At 32.6% G+C, this 23,371-nt stretch carries 21 protein-coding genes; 11 read left to right on the top strand and 10 right to left on the bottom strand.

The features are described from left to right. Positions 1 to 15: 15 nt before the first annotated feature. A complete protein-coding gene (locus ACNQGG_RS05370; protein WP_417962001.1) occupies positions 16 to 315 on the top strand; it encodes a hypothetical protein in 300 nt (99 codons plus the stop codon). Between the two features lie 13 nt (positions 316 to 328). On the opposite strand, the gene ACNQGG_RS05365 is transcribed toward ACNQGG_RS05370, so the two are convergent. The 5 genes from ACNQGG_RS05365 to ACNQGG_RS05345 form a co-directional block, all read right to left on the bottom strand. Continuing rightward, positions 329 to 631 (bottom strand): DUF6787 family protein, encoded by a 303-nt coding sequence (locus ACNQGG_RS05365; RefSeq protein ID WP_417962000.1) that lies wholly within the window; start codon positions 629 to 631, stop codon positions 329 to 331. 32 nt (positions 632 to 663) lie between these two features. Continuing rightward, entirely contained in the window at positions 664 to 1,098 is a 435-nt protein-coding gene (locus ACNQGG_RS05360) for a DUF6146 family protein (protein WP_417961999.1), read from the bottom strand. Between the two features lie 163 nt (positions 1,099 to 1,261). Further along, positions 1,262 to 2,212, bottom strand: coding sequence for a D-2-hydroxyacid dehydrogenase (locus ACNQGG_RS05355; RefSeq protein WP_417961998.1), 951 nt, complete (start codon positions 2,210 to 2,212; stop codon positions 1,262 to 1,264). A gap of 203 nt (positions 2,213 to 2,415) precedes the next feature. Continuing rightward, on the bottom strand, positions 2,416 to 3,486 hold the full coding sequence (gene serC, locus ACNQGG_RS05350) for a 3-phosphoserine/phosphohydroxythreonine transaminase (protein WP_417961997.1): 1,071 nt from the start codon (positions 3,484 to 3,486) through the stop codon (positions 2,416 to 2,418). A 93-nt stretch (positions 3,487 to 3,579) separates the two neighbouring features. Next, the gene (locus ACNQGG_RS05345) at positions 3,580 to 4,638 is read right to left on the bottom strand and encodes an acyl-CoA reductase (RefSeq protein WP_417961996.1); all 1,059 of its coding nucleotides are present in this window, start codon (positions 4,636 to 4,638) and stop codon (positions 3,580 to 3,582) included. A 136-nt stretch (positions 4,639 to 4,774) separates the two neighbouring features. On the opposite strand from ACNQGG_RS05345, the gene ACNQGG_RS05340 reads away from it, so the two are divergent. Beyond that, positions 4,775 to 5,125, top strand: coding sequence for a 4Fe-4S dicluster domain-containing protein (locus ACNQGG_RS05340; RefSeq protein WP_416843816.1), 351 nt, complete (start codon positions 4,775 to 4,777; stop codon positions 5,123 to 5,125). A gap of 63 nt (positions 5,126 to 5,188) precedes the next feature. Here the strand turns inward: ACNQGG_RS05340 and ACNQGG_RS05335 are convergent, their stop codons facing one another. From ACNQGG_RS05335 to ACNQGG_RS05325, 3 genes are all read right to left on the bottom strand, one after another. Beyond that, a complete protein-coding gene (locus ACNQGG_RS05335; protein WP_417961995.1) occupies positions 5,189 to 5,722 on the bottom strand; it encodes a hypothetical protein in 534 nt (177 codons plus the stop codon). Positions 5,723 to 5,840: 118 nt separating this feature from the next. Next, positions 5,841 to 6,587 carry a class I SAM-dependent DNA methyltransferase gene (locus ACNQGG_RS05330; protein ID WP_417961994.1) on the bottom strand — a complete coding sequence of 249 codons (747 nt, stop codon included), beginning with the start codon at positions 6,585 to 6,587 and terminating at the stop codon, positions 5,841 to 5,843. 95 nt (positions 6,588 to 6,682) lie between these two features. Continuing rightward, entirely contained in the window at positions 6,683 to 9,331 is a 2,649-nt protein-coding gene (locus tag ACNQGG_RS05325; protein WP_417961993.1) for a TonB-dependent receptor, read from the bottom strand. A 357-nt stretch (positions 9,332 to 9,688) separates the two neighbouring features. Between ACNQGG_RS05325 and ychF the strand changes: the two genes are divergently transcribed. From ychF to ACNQGG_RS05280, 9 genes are all read left to right on the top strand, one after another. After that, positions 9,689 to 10,783: a redox-regulated ATPase YchF gene (gene ychF, locus ACNQGG_RS05320; RefSeq protein WP_417961992.1), complete on the top strand. Its 1,095-nt coding sequence runs from the start codon at positions 9,689 to 9,691 to the stop codon at positions 10,781 to 10,783. A gap of 131 nt (positions 10,784 to 10,914) precedes the next feature. Then, positions 10,915 to 12,060 carry an FIST signal transduction protein gene (locus tag ACNQGG_RS05315; protein ID WP_417961991.1) on the top strand — a complete coding sequence of 382 codons (1,146 nt, stop codon included), beginning with the start codon at positions 10,915 to 10,917 and terminating at the stop codon, positions 12,058 to 12,060. Continuing rightward, positions 12,057 to 13,568, top strand: a complete 1,512-nt coding sequence (locus tag ACNQGG_RS05310; protein ID WP_417961990.1) for a response regulator — start codon at positions 12,057 to 12,059, stop codon at positions 13,566 to 13,568. Before ACNQGG_RS05315 ends, ACNQGG_RS05310 begins: the two co-directional genes overlap by 4 nt. A gap of 72 nt (positions 13,569 to 13,640) precedes the next feature. Continuing rightward, on the top strand, positions 13,641 to 14,162 hold the full coding sequence (locus ACNQGG_RS05305; RefSeq protein WP_417961989.1) for an NADPH-dependent FMN reductase: 522 nt from the start codon (positions 13,641 to 13,643) through the stop codon (positions 14,160 to 14,162). Positions 14,163 to 14,178: 16 nt separating this feature from the next. Further along, positions 14,179 to 15,144, top strand: coding sequence for a transglutaminase domain-containing protein (locus tag ACNQGG_RS05300; RefSeq protein WP_417961988.1), 966 nt, complete (start codon positions 14,179 to 14,181; stop codon positions 15,142 to 15,144). Between the two features lie 160 nt (positions 15,145 to 15,304). Continuing rightward, positions 15,305 to 17,167: a DNA topoisomerase IV subunit B gene (locus ACNQGG_RS05295; RefSeq protein WP_417961987.1), complete on the top strand. Its 1,863-nt coding sequence runs from the start codon at positions 15,305 to 15,307 to the stop codon at positions 17,165 to 17,167. Positions 17,168 to 17,190: 23 nt separating this feature from the next. Next, positions 17,191 to 17,592: a nucleotidyltransferase substrate binding protein gene (locus ACNQGG_RS05290; protein WP_417961986.1), complete on the top strand. Its 402-nt coding sequence runs from the start codon at positions 17,191 to 17,193 to the stop codon at positions 17,590 to 17,592. Next, the gene (locus ACNQGG_RS05285; protein ID WP_417961985.1) at positions 17,589 to 17,897 is read left to right on the top strand and encodes a nucleotidyltransferase domain-containing protein; all 309 of its coding nucleotides are present in this window, start codon (positions 17,589 to 17,591) and stop codon (positions 17,895 to 17,897) included. Before ACNQGG_RS05290 ends, ACNQGG_RS05285 begins: the two co-directional genes overlap by 4 nt. A gap of 101 nt (positions 17,898 to 17,998) precedes the next feature. After that, positions 17,999 to 20,728 (top strand): DNA gyrase/topoisomerase IV subunit A, encoded by a 2,730-nt coding sequence (locus tag ACNQGG_RS05280; protein WP_417961984.1) that lies wholly within the window; start codon positions 17,999 to 18,001, stop codon positions 20,726 to 20,728. A 43-nt stretch (positions 20,729 to 20,771) separates the two neighbouring features. Here ACNQGG_RS05280 and ACNQGG_RS05275 read toward each other — a convergent pair whose 3' ends face one another. Both ACNQGG_RS05275 and ACNQGG_RS05270 read right to left on the bottom strand, forming a co-directional pair. Beyond that, positions 20,772 to 21,431 (bottom strand): 3'-5' exonuclease, encoded by a 660-nt coding sequence (locus tag ACNQGG_RS05275; RefSeq protein ID WP_417961983.1) that lies wholly within the window; start codon positions 21,429 to 21,431, stop codon positions 20,772 to 20,774. Continuing rightward, positions 21,431 to 23,350, bottom strand: a complete 1,920-nt coding sequence (locus tag ACNQGG_RS05270) for a DUF294 nucleotidyltransferase-like domain-containing protein (RefSeq protein ID WP_417961982.1) — start codon at positions 23,348 to 23,350, stop codon at positions 21,431 to 21,433. Before ACNQGG_RS05270 ends, ACNQGG_RS05275 begins: the two co-directional genes overlap by 1 nt. Positions 23,351 to 23,371 lie beyond the last annotated feature (21 nt).

Genomic DNA, 23,371 nt, shown 5'->3' with positions numbered 1-23,371 from the left:
CAATTCTAAAACAGAATGATAAGAAAAACACAAGTTGGAGAAACGGGTAATAAAAATAGAAATCTTTTTCTGGGTTTGTTATTTGATGCAATAGGGATGTTATCGTTTACTGTTCCTTTAGTTGGAGAATTCTCTGATGTGGTTTGGGCGCCAATTGCCGGTTATTTAATGACAACAATGTATAAAGGAACGGTTGGAAAAGTGGGTGGAGTAGTTACTTTTCTGGAAGAAATCTTGCCATTTTCGGATTTTATTCCCACATTTACGTTGACTTGGATTTATAATTATTGGATAAAAAACAAAAACGCTTCATAATTGAGGCGTTTTTTTATTCTTTAAAAACAAATCCGAATCCCATTCGTTTTAGCATCTTTTTTTCGAATGCCCAAAAGAATTTGAATTGTCCGAAAACAAATCCGATTGAGACTAAAAGTACCTGGTATATTGGAAAAATCAATAATAGTCTAACAGGAGTGAACCAATAACCTAAGTCCGATTTTGTAATCCCCAGCCAAAAACAAAATGGCTTTGATAGCCAGGCTGAAGCCGAACCAGTAATTGCAAAAACAATAAATATAATTGTGAGTTGGAAATTGGTTTCAATTCCCCAACGTTTTTTTAAATCACCCATCTTTATTTATAATGATTACAAATATAGTGACATTATCGTAAGGGAACAGTACCAAAGAGTTTTTGTTTGTAGGTATTTTGAAAATAAATAAAGTAATTATAAATCAAATAATTTACTTCATAACCATAGTCAATGTTAGAATCATAGTTGATTGTCATTTCATAAAGATTAGTGTCATAACGTTGTGGTTGTAAGACACGGTTATTCCACTCGCTAACGTAGAATTGATTTTTATTCTCTAAGTAGGTTTGGGAGTGAAACCCTCTAGGATAAGCTCTTGAATTAAGCCAAGTGCTAAAACCTGGGTCAATTATTATGACTTCATATTGGAGTTCATCATTGGCAATTCTTACCGTATCACTTTGTTTTATAGTGGATTCTCCTTTGCCTGAGAGTAGAGGTTTAGAAGTAGTACAACCTATGATAAAACAAAAAATTAATAGTAGGATGTAAAAACTATTTTTCATGATAGAAGAATGAATTATAAAGTTACAAAAATAAAATAATTCGGTATAGTTTTTATTTTAAAAATTTAATTTTCACTCAGTTACATTGGAACTAAATATAATAAAAAAGGGATACATTAAACAATGTTTAATGTATCCCTTTTTTATTATTTAATGCAAAATACTAGCCTAATATGCTGATAATTTGTGAAGCTAATTCAGTACCAATTCTATCTTGTGCTTCTCCTGTTGCAGCTCCAATATGAGGAGTCATTGAGATTTTATGATTCATCAAAATAGTCATTTCAGGAGTTGGTTCGTTTTCAAAAACATCCAATCCAGCGAATAATACTTTTCCGCTGTCTAATGCTTTTACTAATGCAACTTCATCAATAACTCCACCACGAGCACAGTTTACAATACCTACGCCATCTTTCATAATAGCCAATTCTTTCTCTCCAATGATGTAACCATCTTGAGCAGGAACGTGTAATGTTATGAAATCAGCTTCTTTCAATAAAGATTCCAATGATTGAGAAACGATAGTTGTTGTGATAGATTGACCGTCAAAAAATTCAACTTTAACGTCAACTTGTGGGATAAACATATCAGCAGCAATCACTTTCATACCTAAACCTAATGCCATTTTAGCAGTAGCTTGACCAATACGTCCAATTCCTACTACACCAAGAGTTTTTCCTCTTAATTCGATTCCGTTAGCATATGCTTTTTTCAAACCTTCAAAGTTTGTATCTCCCTCAAGAGGCATATTTCTGTTAGAATCATGTAAAAAACGTACACCAGAGAATAAATGTGCAAAAACCAATTCTGCAACTGATTCTGATGAAGAAGCAGGAGTATTGATTACGTGAATTCCTTTGCTTTTAGCATAGTCCACATCAATGTTATCCATACCTACACCACCACGACCAATAATTTTTAATCCTGGACAAGCATCAATAATATCTTTACGAACTTTGGTAGCACTACGCACCAAAACAACGCTTACATTGTTTTCATTTACAAAGTTAGCCACTTGTTCTTGCGCTACTTTTGTAGTTATAACTTCAAATCCACCTTTTTCTAAAGCTAGAATTCCACTTTTAGAAATTCCGTCATTGGCTAATACTTTCATTTTTTATGTCATTGCGAGGAACGAAGTAAATCTCACCCTCATATTTAATTTATTATTTTATTTTTCTGGAGCTATTTCCCGCTTTCCATTGCAATCTTTTATGTTTTTAAAGAAAAAACATAAAAGGATTTCCATTTCAATCGGGGCTAGGTATCCAGAATTCAATTGGTATTTTTTGTGAAACTGAAAACTGCGACTGAAAACTAAACTTTAGCTTCCAATTCTTTCATTACATCCACCAATACTTGAACACTTTCTAATGGAAGTGCATTGTACATAGAAGCTCTGTAACCGCCTACTGAACGGTGTCCAGGTAATCCAGATATTCCCGCAGCTTTCCACATGGCATCAAATGTTTCTGCATGAGCAGCATCATTCAATAAGAAAGTAGCATTCATGTTAGAACGATCTTCAACAGCTGCAGCCCCTTTGAATAATGTATTTCTGTCAATTTCTCCATAAAGTAATGCAGCTTTAGCATTATTTATTTTTTCAATTGCAGCAACACCTCCAAGGTTTTTTAGCCATTGTAAAGTCAATAATGATGCGTAAACAGGGAAAACAGGTGGAGTATTATACATACTTTCTGCTTTGATATGTTTAGTATAATCCAACATACTTGGGATTATTCTGCCATTTTTACCTAAAATTTCTTCTTTCACAACAACCAAAGTAGTTCCGGCTGGACCCATATTTTTTTGAGCTCCTGCATAAATCAAATCAAATTTAGAAAAATCTAATTCTCTTGAAAATATATCAGAACTCATATCACATACAATTGGCATATCAAGTGACGGGAATTCCTTCATCTGTGTGCCAAAAATAGTATTGTTACTGGTGCAATGGAAATAATCAGCATCTGAAGGTACAGTGTATCCTTTTGGAATATGATTGTAATTTTCTTCTTTTGATGAAGCAACAATAACTGTATCACCAAAAAATTTTGCTTCTTTTATAGCTGCTGATGCCCATGTTCCTGAATCAAGATAAGCAGATTTCCCACCTTCTTTCATTAAGTTATAAGGAGCCATAATAAATTCTAAACTAGCTCCGCCAGCAAGAAATAAAGCTTGATATCCTTTTCCTTCTAGGCCTAAAAGTTCAATAACAAGAGCTCTTGCCTCATCCATAACGGCAACGAAATCTTTGCTTCTATGTGAAATTTCTAAAATGGATAAACCAGAATTGTTGAAGTTTAAAATAGCTTGCGCTGATTTTTCAAAAACTTCTTGTGGTAAAATACAAGGTCCTGCGCTGTAGTTGTGTTTTTTCATGGTGTAGTTTAAGTCCAAAAAATTAAAGTGCAAATTTCGGTAATAGGAGTTTAAAAAGCGTTAAATAATTCGAAAAAATTAAACAATTTTTGACTATATTGTTAGCAAAAATGAAATAGTATCGATATTATCTGCATAATTCCACAATTTGGGTCTTTGTGTTTGTCCAAAGTCAATACTGCTTTCTATCAGATTATTACTTACAATACACTGAATTTGCTCGTTTTCAGATTGTAATCTTATTTGTAAGTCATTGATATCGTCATAAAATTCATAAAATACACTAGAAATAGGGGAGGCATGGCTTTTATCTTCTTTTATAGTCAAAAAGCCATTGTCCAATAATTTAAAATTACTCATCAGGAAAACGGCTTTGTTGTAATCATAATTGTTAGCATATTTTTCATAATGAATAACATCCTGATACTCAAATATGGCTTCAAAAAAAATATCAAAAATATACCCTTTTGGGACAAAAATTTTAGAGACATTACGGCAACCTAAACCAAAATATCGGAATATATCTTCACCTAAAGCGCTTAATTGATCTTTGGTCTCTTTTCCATTCAAAACAGCAATAGAATTCCTGCTTTTTCTTATTATTGAGGGCTTGTTTTTGAAGTAATATTCAAAATAGCGAGCGGTATTATTACTACCTGTTGCTATAACAGCATCAAAATTTTCTAGCTTTCCTTCAACAAAAGTTATTTTATTAGCCAGTTCAGGGTCAACGGTTATGATGTATTTAGCTAAAAAAGGCAATAGATGTTGGTCATTTGAAGATGTTTTTATCAATACATCATGCCCTGTTATTAAAACTGATAAGAAATCATGAAACCCAACTAGCGGAATATTTCCGGCAAGAATTAAGGCAATTTTTTTAGGTTCATTTATTTGAAAATCATAAGCAGAGAGCCATTGATTTAAATTTTCTTCTGTTAGTGCTTCTGCCCAAGATTGAATAGAAAAATAAACTTGTTCAGGTGTATACCATCCATTATGAGATTGTGATAATTTTATTAAATCGATAAAATCATGAAAAAATAGATCGTTATGTAAAACAGTAGGATTGATAGAAGAATTATCTTCGGAAAATTGACTTAAAAACTTTCCTAATTCGAGAAAACTTCGTTTTTTTTCGTTTTGTAACATAAGTAACTTGTATATGAATAGTTTTGATTGTAATTTTGCACAAAAATAAGCTATAATAAGTTATAAGTCAAAAGAGAAAAAATCTTAAATAATTTTATCTCAAAAGACATAGCTTTTAACTCATAAAAAGATAAAGATGGCAATTATAATAACAGACGAATGTATCAATTGTGGTGCTTGTGAACCAGAATGCCCAAATACTGCAATATACGAAGGTGCCGATGACTGGAGATTTAAAGATGGAACAAAACTTAAAGGGAAAGTGATTTTGCCTGATGGAACTGAAGTAGATTCAGATGAAGCTCAAACTCCAATTTCTGACGAAATTTACTATATTGTACCGGGAAAATGTACAGAATGTAAAGGGTTTCATGATGAGCCACAATGTGCTGCAGTATGTCCTGTAGACTGTTGTATTCCGGATGACAATCATGTTGAATCTGAGGAAACATTACTAAACAGACAAGCATTTTTGCATAATGAATAAACGATTTCATTTAAACAAAAAAAATCCTGAGTATTCGCTCAGGATTTTTTTTGCTTTTTAGAATTACTTTTTGATAATGATATACGTTTCAGTAGTTACTTTATCTGTTTTATCATCATAAGATTCTAAAACTAGATTTCCATTAGCATCAAAATAGCCGTATGAAGTTTTATTTTTTGACTTGTAAATATAATTGTTGTTTGATGTTCGTCTTAAAATTGCAGCTTTTTTACTGTTTGGTGAATACAGCGTATAGCCACTATTATCGGTTGTAAATTGGTATTTTTTACCATTTAAATTGTAATAGGCAGAACGGTCAACATTTACTTTTGTGATTCCATCTGAGGTTATTGCCGTTGTAGCAGTCACTTGAACGGGAGATTCTTTTACTTCTTTATTCAAAACATTAGAATCAGCATTTTTTAATTCTATATTTTGGACTTCTTTAATTTCCTGAGTTTTGATTAATTGTTTTTCTCCTTCAGAATCTTTAACCTTTGTAATTGTTGTTTTAACTTCTGATTTTACGTTTTGATTTTGTGCTTGAATAGTTAGTGACAGTAAAAAAGCTGCCGTTCCTAAAATTATAGTTTTCATGATATTTAGTTTAAAAATTTATATATAACAAACCTACAATTAGTTGATTGTAAAATTGTTATAGAATTTCTTTTAAAAATTATATTATTCACATGAAGGGCTAAGTAATTTTAGGAATCTATTTTGTTTTTTTTATAGCAACAATCACATACGTGTCGTAAGCGTACGTTTTTCGATCAATAATTTTGATGATTTCAAAATTATTTAAATATAAAAACAATTGAATTTCATTTAGGGTGAATACACGAACGGTTGAAAAATCGTCTGCAATTATTTCTTTTTTATCATCTTTAAAAATATAATATTGTGCAGTCCATTCCAGCATAAAATTATCTGAAAGAGTCGTTTTCCAATTACTATTTCTGTAATATTTTATTCCTTCATATATTGCTTCGTGAATTATAACTTGGTTTTCTGTAGCAAAGGGAATAAATCGATTGGCATCTATAAAGTCAAAAATGAGAATTCCATCTTCTGTTAAATTTTTGTAAATGGATTCAAAAGTGCTAATAACGTCTTCATTTGTAGTTAAATAACTTGTGGAACGCCCCGTAATAAGAATTGAATCAATGGGTTTTTCTAATTCAAATTGCCTCATGTCACCATGAATGAAAGTACAGTCCTTATTTCTTTCTTTGGCGATAGCGATCATACTTTGGCTATAATCAAGGCCAATATATTGCTGATTATTTTCCTGAAATCTTTTAGCAAGATTACCCGTGCCACTGCCAATCTCTAGAATAGTTTTACAATTGTTTTCTTGTATTAGATTGTTATAAAATTGATATTCTTCATCATAATCAATGAAGGTTTGGTACATAGCATCAAAAATTGCAGCCATTTTTCCGTCATAGAGATTTGTCATGATAGTTGTTAATTGGAATATTAAATATAGTAAAATATACGAAATAAAAAAGGGCTGTCGAAAGACAGCCCTTTTGAAATTATTAGATAACCGAATTAGAATTTATAGTTCAACGATAAATTAAACATAGTCCCTAATTGGCTAAAATGTGACCCATCATAAGTTGTATTTGCATAACGTCCGTTGAAAGTAATCAAATTGGATTGGTTTTTAACTTTAGCAGGATCATTCAAAAGTGTAGTTCCTGCTGCATTTTCAGCTACAAATTTCCATTCAGGTAGAACATTTAATAAATTATTTACGTTTAGTGCTAATGTTAATTTGTCTGTCGCTGAGAAATTAATTCCTAAATCAGTAACAATTTTTGGAATGAACTCCGTTTTTAAATTAGAATCTAAACCATCTTGGTCAAAAGTAGTTTTTCCAAAATAAGTATTGTTAAGTGAAAAATCAAATTTTCCAATTTTATAATTTGCTCCCAAAATCCATTTAGTATCAGGTCTGGAAGTAAACATTAAAGATTCTAGTGTTTGTCCAAAATTATTGCTTTTTACAGGAGAGATTCTTTCATTTTGAAAAGTAATATTTCCAGATAAATTGAAACCTAATTTTCCTGTTCCTAACATAATATTGCTGTAATTAGCAACTACATCTAAACCTGATGTTCTAGAGTCAAATGAGTTTTCAAACCAAGCAACTGTACCAAATTGAGTTTCAACTTTGTCTCCTAAAACGATTCTGTCTTCCACTTTAATATTGTAATAATCTATTGTGAAATTAAAATTTCTTGATGGTTTTGCTCCTATTCCTATCGTTATATTAGTTGATTTTTCAGCATCTAATGGGTCAATTCCTAATTGACGTGCTTGTGGAGAAACATTGTTTATAATGCCACTTACTTGAATTCCTTGTCCAGGAACGAATGAGTATTGTGATTTTTGAGTGTAAATTTGGTGTAATGTTGGTGCTCTGAATCCAGTAGAAATGGAACCTCTTAATGTGATTTTATCATCCAAGAATTTATATCTTGAGCTTAATTTCCATACAGTTGCATCTCCAAAATCGCTGTAATCTTCATAACGAAGAGTACCGTTTAATAAGAAATTTTCAGTTACATCATAAGCAAGATCAAAATATGCACCTAAATTATAACGATTCCATTTTCCTGAGTTTTCAGGTCTGTTACCAGCAAATGAATCTGCTCCAATTCCATCCCAAGATGCTTTGTCTCCTTCGGTAACTTCAAAAGTTTCTGTTCTGATTTCCGAACCAAAACCAATACTTACTTTATCCGATAATACTTTAGAGATATCTAAGTTACCTACAATATGGTTGAAAGAAGTTCCTCCTGGTTTAAAGGCTATTGGGCTATTTTCCAAATAAACGTTATTTCCATCAGCATCTTGAATGTCAGATCTGTTGAAAGAGTTTTCAACTGTATAGGTTTGTGTATTTCCACCTACAGTGATGCTCGCATCTGTATTCCAATCGTTTTTTGTTGATTTATATCCTAATGTACCGTTATAATCATTTAGATCTCCAGTAAATGTTGGTACATAGCCTAAATAAGAGGCTGGTGTTCCATTGCCAAAGAAATCTTTTAGGAAAGGGTAATCACTTAAAGTTCTCCAATAAGGAGTTCTGTAGTTAGCAAAAGAGTTTACTTTTTTGTAAACATAAGCTGCATTGTAATACATTTGAGAAGTTTCGCTTAATTCGCTTCCACCATTAACTAAGAATTTAGCGGCTGCAGTTTCTGGCGATCCATTGATGTTTCCTGCATCTGGTTTTTTTGCAAGAAAAGCTTGAACATCTGAAAGAGAAGCTCCAAAATCTCCAGCATCTCCAGCAGCATCAACTTTACCGGGTCTGTTAGATAAATTAACTTTAGAGAAATCTACTGTATAGTTTACAAATCCTTTGTCTCCTACTGTAGAACCATTGTTTAAACTTACGCCTAACATTTCGCCATCACCTTCAGAAGTAATTCCACTTCTTACTGTTACTGATCCGCCGTTAGTATTCTTTTTTAAGATAATATTCATTACCCCTGCAATGGCATCAGATCCATATTGGGCGGATGCACCATCACGAAGGATTTCGACTCTTTCGATAGCATCAGTAGGAATTGCAGAAATATCTGCACCTGTTTCACCACGTCCCGGAGACGTTTGTACGTAAAGTAAAGAACTTAAATTTTTACGTTTTCCGTTGATAAGGATTAAAGTTCTGCTTGGTCCCATATTTCTAATTTCGTATGGATCAAGTAATGAAGTAGCATCGTTTACAGGTGTTTGTACCGTGTTAAAAGAGGGAATTTTGTACTGTAATGCTTTGTCAAAAGTGGCTTGCCCAGTTGATGCTAGGTCTTTAGAGGATATTACATCGATAGGAAGTGCAGTTGTAGTGTTACTTCTGGGAGCTGTTCTTGTACCAGTAACAACAACTTCTTGAAGATTTTGTCCACCTTCTTCGGATAAAACAATATTAATTGTTGTTCCGGTTGCTGCTTTTTCCACTTTATTAAATCCTACGTAGCTAAAAACTAAAGTAGCCCCTTCTTTAACTTTGATTTTGTAAGCTCCATCAATGTCAGTTGAGACTCCATTGTTTGTTCCTTTTTCAATAATGTTAACACCTGGTAATCCAGCACCGGCATTGTCTTTTACTACGCCAGAAATTTCTTTTTGTGCAAAAATAAATGTGACGTTTAATAGAAATAATAATAATGTGAATTTTTTCATAAATAATTAATTTTGGTTTTGTTTGGTTTGAAATCGGTTGCAATATAATTTTTTTTTAACAAAAAATTAATATTTAGTTTAATTTTTTACAAACATTTATGGAAATTTTAATAACAATTAATAAAATTGTGATACTAATAAATTGTTCTGAAGAATAGTATTGAATTGGTAAAAAGTAAAAACTAGAATGGTAATGCATAAATGTTTTGATTATGCTCTCAAACATTTATTAAATCTTATATTTGCAAACTTTTAAAGTGAATTATAAAACTTTTAGCAGGAGACTGTTATCAGTGAACAAAAATAGCATGAGCAATGGCGTTGCCATATTTCATTAAAAACAAATATTATCTACACATGAAAGCAGGAATTGTAGGATTACCGAATGTTGGAAAATCAACATTATTCAATTGTTTATCCAATGCAAAAGCGCAAAGTGCTAACTTTCCTTTTTGTACTATTGAACCAAATATAGGTGTTGTAAATGTTCCGGATTCCAGAATAGAAAAACTGGAAGAATTGGTTAAACCAGAACGCGTGCAAATGGCAACCGTAGATATCGTTGATATTGCAGGATTAGTAAAAGGAGCGAGTAAAGGAGAAGGTTTAGGGAATCAGTTTCTAGGAAACATTAGAGAATGTAATGCGATTATTCACGTTTTGCGTTGTTTTGATAATGATAACATTATACATGTTGACGGAAATGTAAATCCTATTCGTGACAAGGAAACGATTGATATTGAATTGCAATTGAAAGATCTTGAAAATGTTGAAAAACGTTTAGAAAAAGTAAAACGTGCTGCTAAAACTGGAAATAAAGAGGCAATTGTTGAAGAAGCATTGCTAAATAGAATCAGAGAAACGCTGCTTCAGGCTAAATCAGCCAGAACGGTAACGCCACAAAACAATGACGAAGAAGTTTTGATGGAAGGGTTTCAATTAATTACTGCAAAACCAGTATTGTATGTTTGTAATGTGGATGAAAACTCAGCAGTTAACGGAAATAAATATGTAGACCAAGTTCGTGAATTGGTTAAGGATGAAGATGCTGAGGTTATTGTACTTTCTGTTGGTGCAGAAGCTGATATTACTGAATTGGAAAGCTATGAAGAGCGTCAGGTTTTTTTAGAAGATATGGGTTTGCAAGAGCCAGGAGCATCTGTATTGATTCGTGCAGCTTACAAATTATTGAAACAACAAACTTATTTTACGGCAGGAGTTAAAGAAGTTCGTGCTTGGACTATTAATATTGGAGCAACTGCGCCACAGGCGGCAGGAGTTATTCATACCGATTTCGAAAAAGGATTCATCCGTGCCGAAGTTATTGCTTATGAAGATTACGTTCATTACGGTTCAGAAGCTAAATGTAAAGAAGCAGGAAAATTCAAAGTAGAAGGAAAAGAGTATATCGTAAAAGATGGCGATGTTATGCATTTTAGATTTAATGTATAAATCGATTTAATGTGTAATTGGATTTATTGCCTAAGTATAAAAAACTATAAAATTTACTTTTATAGTTTTTTTTGTTTGTAAGGAATTTTTTCGTTAATTTATACAACGTAAAAACGTAAACCTCTAATCTTATGAAACTTGAGCAAATTGTCGTTAATGATAAAAAAGATGTAGAAGTTATTTTTTCTACTACTGGTTTTAATTCAAAGGAAGCAAATCTTGTTCTGGCTTTTGGTGAAAGATTTTTTTTAGAAAAGGTATTGCCATATAAAAAGATAAAGGATTTATACCCCAAAGCACATATTGTTATTTGTTCTACTTCTGGACAAATTTCGAATACCAGTTTAGTCGAAAACAATATTGTAGCTACAGCAATAAATTTCGAAAAAACATCTATTAAAGTTTCTGAAATTGATATTTTGAATAATTCGGATATTCATGAATTAGGCAATATAATTAAAAAAGACTTTTTTAATGAAGACCTAAAATCAATACTTATTCTTTCTGAAGGCAGTTTTGTTAATGGGACTGAACTTATAAACGAATTGATAAAACAAACAAAAGAGACAATCCCTATTTTTGGGGGACTGGCCGGAGATGAATATAAGTTCGAAAAAACAATTGTAGGGTTAAACAACGATGCCTCTCAAGGTAAAATTGTTGCTGTTGGTTTTTATGGAGATGCTATTCATTTTGGTTTTAGTTCTAAAGGGGGGTGGAGTGATTTTGGTCCGGAAAGAGAAGTTACACTTTCAGAAAAGAATGTGCTGTACAAAATAGGCGATAGGTTTGCGCTAGATTTATACAAAGAATATCTTGGGAAATATGCTGACGAATTGCCTGCTTCGTCATTATATTTCCCGCTTTCCATGAAAGAAAATATAGATGCCGCACCAATTGTAAGAACAATATTGTCGATTGATGAGGTAAATAAATCAATGACTTTTGCGGGTAATATTCCTCAAGGTTCTTTCGTTAGATTGATGAAAGGAAATTTGGATAAACTTATAGATGCGTCTTATAATGCCGCTTTACAAATATTTTCGGAACAATCCACTAAACCGGAATTAGCATTATTAGTAAGTTGTGTAGGTCGAAAAGTTGTTCTTGGTAATAGAATCGAAGAAGAACTTGAAGTAGTAAAAGAGGTTTTTGGTGAAAACACGCTAGTTTGCGGTTTTTACTCTTATGGTGAAATCTCTCCAACGTTTAAAAAAGTAGCTTGTGAGCTGCATAATCAGACGATGACAATCGCAACCATTTATGAAGAATTATGATGGAAATAGAGAATCTACACAGACAACTGAACAGGCAAATAAAAAAGCATTTTTCAGAAGATTTCATTGCGGATAATACTGTTGTTTATAATTTTATTGAAGTAATAAATCTATCGTATTTGAATTTTGAAAAAGATGCCGAATTATTTGAGCAATCTTCACGATTAAACGATTTAGAGTATTATGAAATAAATCAAAAACTAAAATCAGAATTAGATAAAAAAGAAAACATACAGGATAAGTTAATTCAAGCCATAAAGCAATTAAACAACAATGAAATAAAACTTGGAAGCGAGGACAGCTCAATTGATTTATTGCAAATTTTGCGTGATGAAATAGATTCTAAGAAAGAGTTTCAAGATCAATTGTATTTAGCAAAATCGAATGCTGAAAAAGCCAATGAAGCTAAGTCAGATTTTCTCTCTATTATGAGTCATGAAATTCGAACTCCTTTAAATGCAATCATTGGTTTGATTTACATTATGGAAAAAGAAAATACGTTATATAGTTTTCAGGAAAATCTAGAGGTTTTAAAGTATTCAGCACAAAATTTATACATGCTTATAAATGATATTCTGGATTTTAATAAAATAGAGGCAGGGAAAATTGATCTTGAAAAAATTCCATTTGATTTTAAGGAGTTAGTTTTCCATATCAAAAAGTCTTTAGAGACAAAAGCATCAGAAAACTTAAATAGGATTGAAGTAATTACTGATAATAATTTTATTACAAATGTAATTAGCGATCCTTTAAGAATTGGTCAAATCATTACAAATTTAGTTTCAAATGCTATAAAATTCACTAAAAATGGATTGATTCAAATTAAAATAGACCAAATCCAACAAAAAGACAATATTTCTATTTTTAAAGTTCAAATTATTGATAATGGAATTGGAATTGACATCGAAAAGTTTAAAACAATCTTTCAGAAGTTTGAACAAGCACAAACTACAAGGCAATTTGGAGGAACGGGATTGGGTTTGGCAATAACAAAGAAACTACTGCATTTATTAAATTCGGATATCAAATTGCAAAGTGAAGTAGGAGTTGGTTCTAATTTTAGTTTTGTTTTGGAATTACCAATATTTTCAACAAATTTAGCCTTAAATAATAATATTGTCTATCATGATTATAAAGAAGAAAATCTAGACGGATTAAAAGTTCTTTTGGTTGAGGATAATTTGATAAATATCAAAATTGCTGAAAAAATACTTAAGCAATGGAATGTCATCGTAGATACTGCAGAAAATGGACTTATTGCCATCGAAAAATTTAAATTAAATGCATATGATATTATTTTAATGGATTTATCAATGCCAGTAATGGATGGTTATGAAGCAACAGCAATCATAAGAAGTACAAATACATTGCTTCCGATTATCGCTTTGACTGCCTCATCTTCTTTTAATTATCTTGAAAAAGCGATACAAATAGGTATAAATGAATATATTGTAAAGCCATTTAATCCAAAAGAGTTAAATATGAAATTGAGAAAATATTATAAGTAATTTCTTTTAAAGTTAACTTCCTGTGTACGCAAGTCTTTTAATTTTTATTACTTTTAATAAAAATAAATAACTATGAAAATCATCGCCTTCGCAGGAAGTCCAAGTAAAAACTCCATCAATAAAAAATTAGCAACTTATGCAGCCCATCTCTTCGAAAACGCCGAAGTAGAGGTTTTGGATTTGAATGATTTCCAAATGCCTTTATTTAGCGTTGATATAGAAAAAGAAATCGGTCAACATGAACTTGCCAAAGCATTTTTGGCTAAAATTACCAGTGCCGATATTTTGGTTGTTTCGCTTGCCGAAAATAATGGAAATTATTCTGCGGCTTTCAAAAATGTGTTTGACTGGTGTACCAGAATAACTGCTAAAGTTTTTCAGGAAAAACCAATGTTACTAATGGCAACTTCGCCAGGAGCCAAAGGAGGAGCATCCGTTTTGGGAATAGCAAAAAACGCTTTTCCTTTTTATGGTGGTAATATAAAAGCAACTTTTTCACTACCTAGTTTCAATGATAATTTTGATGTCGAAAACAATAAAATTTCTAATCCGGAATTAGATAATCAGTTGAAAGAAATTATCAGGAATTTTTAAATATCAGATGTACTAGATGCAATTAAAATATTTGTTGTTTGTTTTTTTGAGTCTTTCGTTTTTTGATATTGCTTATTCGCAAAAATATCGTTTAGTCGATTCTATTGTTGACGGGTACCCTAAAGTTACAATCACTGCGGATCAATTAGTTGAATTAATTAATAAAGATTTTTCTAAACAAGATGAGAAAGCAAGAGCCGTTTTTAAATGGGTGACTGCTAATATAAGTTATGACGTTGATTTAGCTAAAGCGATGGAGTCTAAGCCTATTTATGCATTTTCTTATAAAACCGAAAAAGAAAAGGAGATTAAAGAAAAGAAGTTTAAATTGGATTTGGTAGGGAATGCAATGGTTTCAAGAAAAGCGGTTTGCCATTCATACGCTGCCTTGGTGGAATATTTATGTGTAAGAGCAGGGTTGGAAGCGAAGATTATTATAGGAAACCTGAAATCAGATCCTTCAGAAATTGGAGCGTTGCCTAATAGTATGAACCATGCTTGGAATGTAGTTAAAATAGATAATGATTGGAAATTTATTGATGCAACGTTAGCTGCTGGATTTATTTCTCTTAAAACAAATTCGTTTAAGTTTTATTTCAATGAGAGTTATTTTTTTACAAATCCAGAGCGCTTCTTTTTAAATCATTATCCATTGGATGAAAAGTGGCTTTTGACTAAAAAAAATAAAAAAGATTTTGCACAATTGCCCTTATTTTTTGGAAATTATTTTCAAAACAACTACCAATTAATTAAGCCTGAATCAGGACTTTATTTAACTTCGGAAGGTGAGAATTTTATTTTTGCAATTAAAGGATTGGATCAATACGATACTGTTGAATATTCTTCCAGTATCAATAATAAAATCATCTATTTAGATCAAAAAAATGATTTAGACTACACAATCTACTTGGCGGATAAAAAAAACTCTTTTGTTTCTATTTTCGTCAATAGAAAAATAATTGCGATTTATAAAATCATATAGGAATTCATCTTTAATTTTCAAAATCAAAATCAAAAAAATCAAAAATCGGTAATCCTAAATCAAAATCTATTGTCAATATCATTCTTAATAACTTTGAAGGCTTCTTGTTTTAAATTTTATCGAATTACACTACATTAGCACAAAATCCACAAAATTTACAATGTCCGATCAAAATCAATATACCGAAGATAATATTCGGTCACTCGACTGGAAAGAACATATTCGCATGCGTCCCGGAATGTATATTGGGAAACTGGGTGATGGTTCCTCCCCGGATGATGGTATTTATATTCTTCTAAAAGAAGTACTCGATAACTGTATCGATGAATTTGTCATGGGGTCAGGTAAGACAATTGAGGTGACTATCAAAGATAAAACGGTCACTGTGAGGGATTATGGTCGTGGAATTCCATTAGGAAAAGTGATTGATGTAGTTTCCAAAATGAATACAGGTGGAAAATACGATTCTTTAGCATTTAAGAAATCTGTTGGTTTGAATGGTGTAGGGACAAAAGCGGTGAATGCGTTGTCTCATTTTTTCCGGGTAGAATCCGTTCGGGACGAAAAACAAAAAGCAGCTGAATTTTCCGCAGGAAATCTAGTTCTTGAAGAAGATATTATAGATACAACCAAACGAAAAGGAACTAAAGTTACTTTTATTCCAGACGAAGCAATTTTTAAAAATTATAAATTCAGATATGAGTATGTAGTCAAAATGCTTAAAAACTATTGTTATTTGAACAATGGTTTGACTATTTTATTCAATGGCGAAAAATATTTCTCTGAAAATGGTCTGAAAGATTTATTGGAAGAAACCATTCATGCCGATGATTTGGAATATCCAATTATTCACTTGAAAGGAGAGGATATCGAGATTGCTTTGACGCATAGTAAAACACAATACAGTGAAGAATACCATTCCTTCGTGAATGGACAAAATACCACACAAGGTGGGACGCATTTAGCAGCGTATCGGGAAGCAATTGTAAAAACGATTAGAGAGTTTTACAATAAAAATTTCGAAGCCTCAGATGTGCGTAAATCTATTGTAAGTGCGGTAAGTATTAAGGTTATGGAGCCCGTTTTTGAGTCGCAAACCAAAACTAAATTGGGATCGACTGATATGGGTTCAGAGCCAGGAATGCCATCAGTGCGTACTTTTATAAATGATTTTGTAAAAACGAAGTTAGATAATTATTTACATAAAAACACAGCAACAGCTGATGCATTATTGCGCAAAATTCTTCAAGCTGAAAGAGAACGAAAAGAATTATCAGGAATTCGAAAATTAGCGACTGATCGTGCCAAAAAAGCAAATCTTCACAATAAAAAATTAAGGGATTGCAGAGCTCATCTTACGGATACCAAAAATCCTAAAAGACTGGAGAGTACGCTTTTTATCACTGAGGGAGATTCCGCTTCCGGGTCTATTACCAAATCGCGAGATGTGAACACTCAAGCAGTTTTTAGTTTGCGTGGTAAGCCTTTGAATTCCTACGGAATGAGTAAGAAAATTGTTTATGAAAATGAAGAATTCAATTTGTTGCAAGCGGCACTTGATATTGAAGATGGTTTAGAAAAATTGCGGTATAACAATATTGTAATTGCAACGGATGCCGATGTCGATGGAATGCACATTCGGTTGTTGTTAATTTCTTTTTTCTTGCAGTTTTTTCCTGAATTAATAAAAGAAGGGCATTTATATATTTTACAAACACCACTTTTTAGAATCAGAAACAAGAAGGAAACGATTTATTGTTATTCAGAAGAAGAACGAAAAGAGGCAATGGAAAAATTAAAACCAAAGCCAGAAATCACCCGATTTAAGGGATTGGGGGAAATCTCTCCGGATGAGTTCAAAAATTTTATTGGAGAAACCATTCGACTTGACCCAATTATGATGGATAAAAACACTTCGATTGAGCAATTACTATCCTTCTATATGGGAAAAAATACTCCAGACCGACAGGAATTTATAATCAAGAATTTGAAGGTAGAATTGGACGTGATTGAGAAAGTTTAAAATTCAAACTGATATAGAATACTATGGAAAATCAAGATGTTCGATGGAAGCAAAGGTTTCAGAATTTTGGAAAAGCACTTTCTCAATTAACAAAATTTATTGAAAAAGGGGAACTTAATGAACTTGAAGAGCAGGGTTTGATTCAAAGTTTTGAATATACACATGAATTGGCTTGGAATGTGATGAAAGATTTTTTGATATTTGAAGGAATTCAAAATATTGTTGGATCAAGAAGTGCTACAAGAGAAGCTTTTAATAAAGGTTTATTTGAAGAAGGACAAATTTGGATGGACATGATAGAAAGCCGAAATGAAAGTGTTCATACCTATAATGAGGAAACAGCCGACAAAATAGCTCATAAAATAAAAGAGGTTTATTTTTTAGCTTTTATTAATTTTAATGAAAGAATGAAAACATTTTTATGATGAAATTTGGCTTAAATAAAGAAACGATTTCTAAAATAAATTCAGTTTTTGTTAAACATTCTGAAATCGAGAAGGTAATTATTTATGGTTCCCGAGCAAAAGGGAATTTTAGAAAAGGCTCGGATATTGACCTGACACTTTTTGGAAATGAATTGAAGGATGGTTTAGTTGGAGAAATAAATCTCGAAATAGATGATTTGAATACTCCTTATTTATTTGATATTTCAATTTATAATCAATTAACTTCCGAAAGTTTAAAAGACCATATCAACCGAGTAGGGGAAATTTTTTATGAAAGAATTTGAAATGGTTCCAGCTTAAATTAGAAAGGTGAAAATAAAATAATTAAAAATAATTTTTTAATGATAAACAATAGTTTAAAGTAAAATTTAAACATTCAGCATAAATGAAAGACGAAGACGACGATAACATAATTCCAGCAAACGAAGAAAATAATTCGGAAGATCATTCTACTGATGAAAATCAAGATGAAAATGATTCGGATGAAATTATTAATGTAGATAAAAAATTTTTTGGAGGACAGCATTTTTACTATAATCAGGAAGATGAAAATGATACCATTACAAAAGTTACAGGAATGTACAAGGAATGGTTTTTGGATTATGCATCATATGTAATTCTGGAGCGTGCAGTTCCTGCGATTGAAGATGGTTTTAAACCCGTTCAACGCCGTATTATGCACTCTTTGAAAGAATTAGACGATGGGCGTTACAATAAAGTGGCTAATGTAGTAGGGCATACCATGCAGTATCATCCACACGGAGATCAGAGTATTGGTGATGCAATGGTGCAAATAGGTCAGAAAGAATTGTTGATTGATTGTCAAGGAAACTGGGGGAATATCCTAACGGGAGATGGAGCTGCCGCTTCTCGTTATATCGAAGCTCGTTTATCTAAATTTGCCTTGGAAGTTTTATATTCTCCAAAGATTACCGATTGGGGCGTTTCTTATGATGGTCGTCGTGCGGAGCCTAACAATCTGCCTGTAAAATTTCCATTATTATTGGCTTCTGGAGCAGAGGGAATTGCAGTTGGTCTTTCGACGAAAGTCTTACCTCATAATTTCAATGAACTAATTGATTCGTCAATAAAAATTTTAAAAGGAAAACCATTTACCTTATATCCTGATTTTTTGACACAAGGTATTGCTGATGTGTCTAATTATAATGATGGATTGCGTGGTGGACGTGTACGTGTACGTGCCAAAATCGCGCAGCTAGACAAGAATACCTTAGTGATTACCCAAATTCCGTTTTCGACCAATACGACCACTTTGATTGACAGTATTTTGAAAGCGAATGATAAAGGGAAAATCAAAATCAAGAAAATTGAGGATAATACTGCTGCTGAGGTAGAGATATTAATTCACCTTTTTCCTGGGGTTTCGCCAGATAAAACGATTGATGCCTTGTTTGCTTTCACGGCTTGTGAAACTTCGGTAGCTCCTTTGGGATGTGTGATTGAGGATAACAAACCGCTGTTTATTGGGGTTTCGGATATGTTGAAAATTTCAACTAATAGGACTGTTCAGCTCTTAAAAAGCGAACTTGAAATCCAGTTAGGTGAATTGGAAGAACAATGGCATTTTCTTTCTTTGGAACGTATTTTTATTGAGAATAAAATCTATCGTGACATTGAAGAAGAAACAACTAGAGAAGGCGTAATCAGATCGGTTGATGATGGTTTGAAACCACACACGAAACATTTAAAACGTGCTGTTACCGAAGAAGATATTTTGCGTTTATTGGATATCCGAATCATGCGTATTTCTAAATTTGACAGCAATAAAGCACAGGACAAAATCGAGTCATTGGAAGGCGATATTGAACAAGTAAAACACAACTTAGAACATCTTATTGATTTTGCTATTGCTTACTTTACCAAGCTAAAAGAAAAATATGGAAAAGGACGGGAACGCCAAACGGAACTTCGTATTTTTGATGATATTGAAGCCACCAAAGTTGTTTTAAGAAATACAAAATTATACGTAAATAAAGAAGAAGGATTTGTAGGTACGAGTTTGAAAAAAGACGAATACGTTACGGATTGTTCTGATATTGATGATGTAATTGTATTCCTTCGTGATGGTAAAATGATGATTACCAAGGTGGATGCTAAAACCTTTGTGGGTAAGGACATTATTCACATTGCTATTTTTGACAAAAGTGATAAGCGTACGATTTACAATATGATTTACCGTGATGGAAAATCAGGTCCTTCCTATATAAAAAGATTCAATGTTTCTGGGGTAACCCGAGACAAAGCGTATGATTTAACCAATGAAACTACAGGTTCTCAAGTAGTGTATTTCTCTTGTAATCCAAATGGGGAAGCTGAGGTTATTACGATACTATTGCGCCAAGTTGGTAGTGTAAAAAAACTGAAATTCGATATTGATTTCGCCAGTTTAGCCATAAAAGGACGTGCTTCCAAAGGGAATTTGGTAACTAAATATCCAATCAAGAAAATCGAACTGAAAGAAAAAGGAATTTCGACTTTATTACCAAGAAAAGTTTGGTTTGACGATACTGTCCAAAGACTAAATGTAGATGGAAGAGGAGAACTTTTGGGTGAATTCAGGCCAAGTGATAAGATTCTAATCATATCGCAATCCGGAAAAATAAAAGTAATTACACCTGAATTATCTACTCATTTTGATGAAGATATGGTAGTTTTAGAAAAATGGGTTCCTAAAAAGCCAATTTCAGCGATTTATTATGATGGTGAAAAAGAGCGCTATTATATCAAACGTTTCTTGGTAGAAACAGAAAACAAAGAGGAAAGTTTTATCACGGAACATGCTAATTCACATCTCGAAATAGTATCTACGGATTATCGTCCTGTGGCCGAATTAGTTTTTGCGAAAGTAAAAGGAGTTCAAAAAGAAAATATGAAGGTGGATATTGAATCCTTTATTGCTTTAAAAGGATTTAAAGCTTTAGGGAATCAATTGACAACTGATAAGTTGAAACAAGTAAATCTATTGGAATCTTTGCCTTATGAAATTCCTGCGGAGGTTATTCCAGAAGAATTAGAAGTAAAAGGTGAAACTGACGCTGATGATGCGGATATTAAACTGGAAGATGATGGTCAAATAACTTTATCTTTAGAATAAAAAAAAGCTCCTGATGGAGCTTTTTTTATGGGTTTTATCATTTTTATTTGAACAATTGTTTTAACGTAAGTCTCTTTTTATCTCTTAATTTATTAAGAATTTTCAAAAAAGCAATTGCGGTAATATAGGCATCGCCCATTGCGGTATGTCTGTCTTTTTTAGAGATGTCAAATTTATCGGCAAGCTCGTCCAAACTGTAAGTATCTTTACGTTCCAATAAATGAGAAACTATGAGCGTTTTTTTATAAAGCACTGCTGTGTCCAAAGTCTTGTTTGTTAATTTCGGCAATCCATTTCTCTCCAGTGCCCTATTAATCATGGTAATGTCAAATATAGTATGATGCGCAATTATAATGGAGTCTGCTAAAAATACCAAAAACTGTTGTAAGGCCTCTAATTCAGTGGGACGGTCTATGACAAATTCTTTCAGAATCCCATGAATTTTTGCAGTCGCCTGATCGTAATGATCTTGTTGAATAAAAACTTCAAAACTATCCTGAATGGGAATTGTATTGTTTTTCAGGACGATAGCCCCAATACAAAGTATTCGATCATTAGTGTAATCAAATCCGGTGGTTTCTGTATCCAAAACAACAAAACGCGTAGTATCAATGTCTTTGGACTGTTCCTCCTCGGATGATTTTTCGGATTTGTTCCAAAGTTTAAATAAACCAACTTTAGTTTTTTCAAAGAGATTCATCATTATAATATGTTTGAAGCATTAAATCGGATGGTAATGATTTCTTGAAGTTCCTTAATGGTTTTAAAAGTCCTTTTAAGCTTAATCTTTTCTAATTTGGTTAGCGTTTCCAAGGCAATAAACTGCCCGGAATCATGATGCAAAAGCCCTTGTTTGGTTCTAAATTTCAATAATGCTTTGTACGAATAAGAACAGGCTAAATACAATTCGCTGTTATGGGGTTCCAGTTCTGCCAATTTTTCAAAACGTTCGGGAGTATTGCTAATGGATTTTACGGAATGAGACAGAATCAACACTCTCGCAGCGTCAGTCAGTGGCATTAAAGCCCGTCTTTTTATGTCAAAAAAGTCTTTGTGGGCACCATCCTGTTCTACCAGAAGTTGTCTGAAAAATCCAGTAGGAGAGGGGCTTTGCAACGCACCACTTACTAAATGAATATAAAAAACAGGATTGGCTTTTATATTTTTAAAAATAAAATCGGAAAGATTATTAACGAGTTCATGATCTCCATAAGAGAGGCTGTAATCAAAAAATATAAAGGACAACAATACTTCGTTTTTCCCCGGATTGGTAATCCAATGATGAACCAGATTTTCCCATTCACCAAGGCTCAAACACCATTTTGGATTAGAAGCCATCATTTCTGCAGGACAATAATCATAGCCAATATCGAAAAGGCCTTTATTGACATGAGTCGCTAATTCTAAAAAATAACTTTTAGTTTGTTCCTTTAATTCTTCTGGGACATCCTCATAAACTAAGGCATTGTCTTGGTCAGTATGCAGTAATTGCTCACTTCTCCCTTGACTTCCTAATGCCAACCAGGCAAATTTTACAGGTGGAGGCGTTTTCATTTTTTTTAACGCTATTTCTATTATTTGCTTAATACAGACATCATTTAATTCTGTAATTATTTTAGAAGTCAGTGTCATGGGGATATTTTGGTCTAAATATCCTTGTAATAATTGCATTATATTGGCTCGTATCGGCTTTATCTGTTTTGCTTTTTTTGCTCTTTTTACCGCTTTTATCAAAACTGCAGGATTATTACCAAGTTCCACCATGACATCATGTTTGGATAGGATTCCAACAGCTTTGGAATTTGCCGTACCATCTTTGGTAAGACATAAATGGCTGATGTTACTTTTCATCATTGCCATTTGTGCCTGAGTAACGGTCATTTTCTTGGGATAAGTAATAACCGGAGTGGTCATTATCAGGTCGGCTGTTGTGGTGATTGGAAACTCTCCTGTCACTATTTTATTTCTTAAATCCTTATCTGTGATTATCCCAATGGGAAGCTTATCTTCTATGACAAGAATAGCACCCACATTTTTTTTGGTCATGATTTCGGCAATCTCTTTTGCTGTAGTGGTAGAAAAACAGGTTATTAGTTTTTTTGAATATTTTACAGGCTGTATGTCCAATAGATTTTTATCAATGTCCAAAGTTTCACTTCCTATTATTTCACCATATAATTTGCCGCTATGACTATTGGAATAGGGATTGCGCGTATTAGAGGCAAAACTTTCTATTAGGAAATTCCCTACTGCCCTGTTTTCTAATGCGTACGGTTTGAATATGCTGATGGGTATGGCATAAAGGATAGTTTCTTCATGGGTTCGGGCCTCCATTTTATAGTTCTCATTAGCGATAAGTGGCCTCAACCCAAAAATATCGCCTTCATCACACATATCCAAAATGTCATTGTTCAGACTATTTTTAAGTGTCACGGCACCTTTATGAACCACATAAAAACAGTTGTGCGTTTCTTCGTTTTCGGCAAACACTACGCTGTCTTTTTCTTTGTAAATGATAGATATTTGTTCCGAAAGAGTTTCGATATCTTTTTGATGTAAAAAGTTAAAAGGAGGGAAATTTTTTAAAAAGTCTGCAACTCTATGGGAGATTGTATTTTTCATGACGCTTATTTGCACCGAAGT

The organism is Flavobacterium esculini, assembly GCF_048284325.1.
Lineage (GTDB): Bacteria > Bacteroidota > Bacteroidia > Flavobacteriales > Flavobacteriaceae > Flavobacterium.
This window is presented reverse-complemented; position numbering and strand designations above follow the sequence as displayed.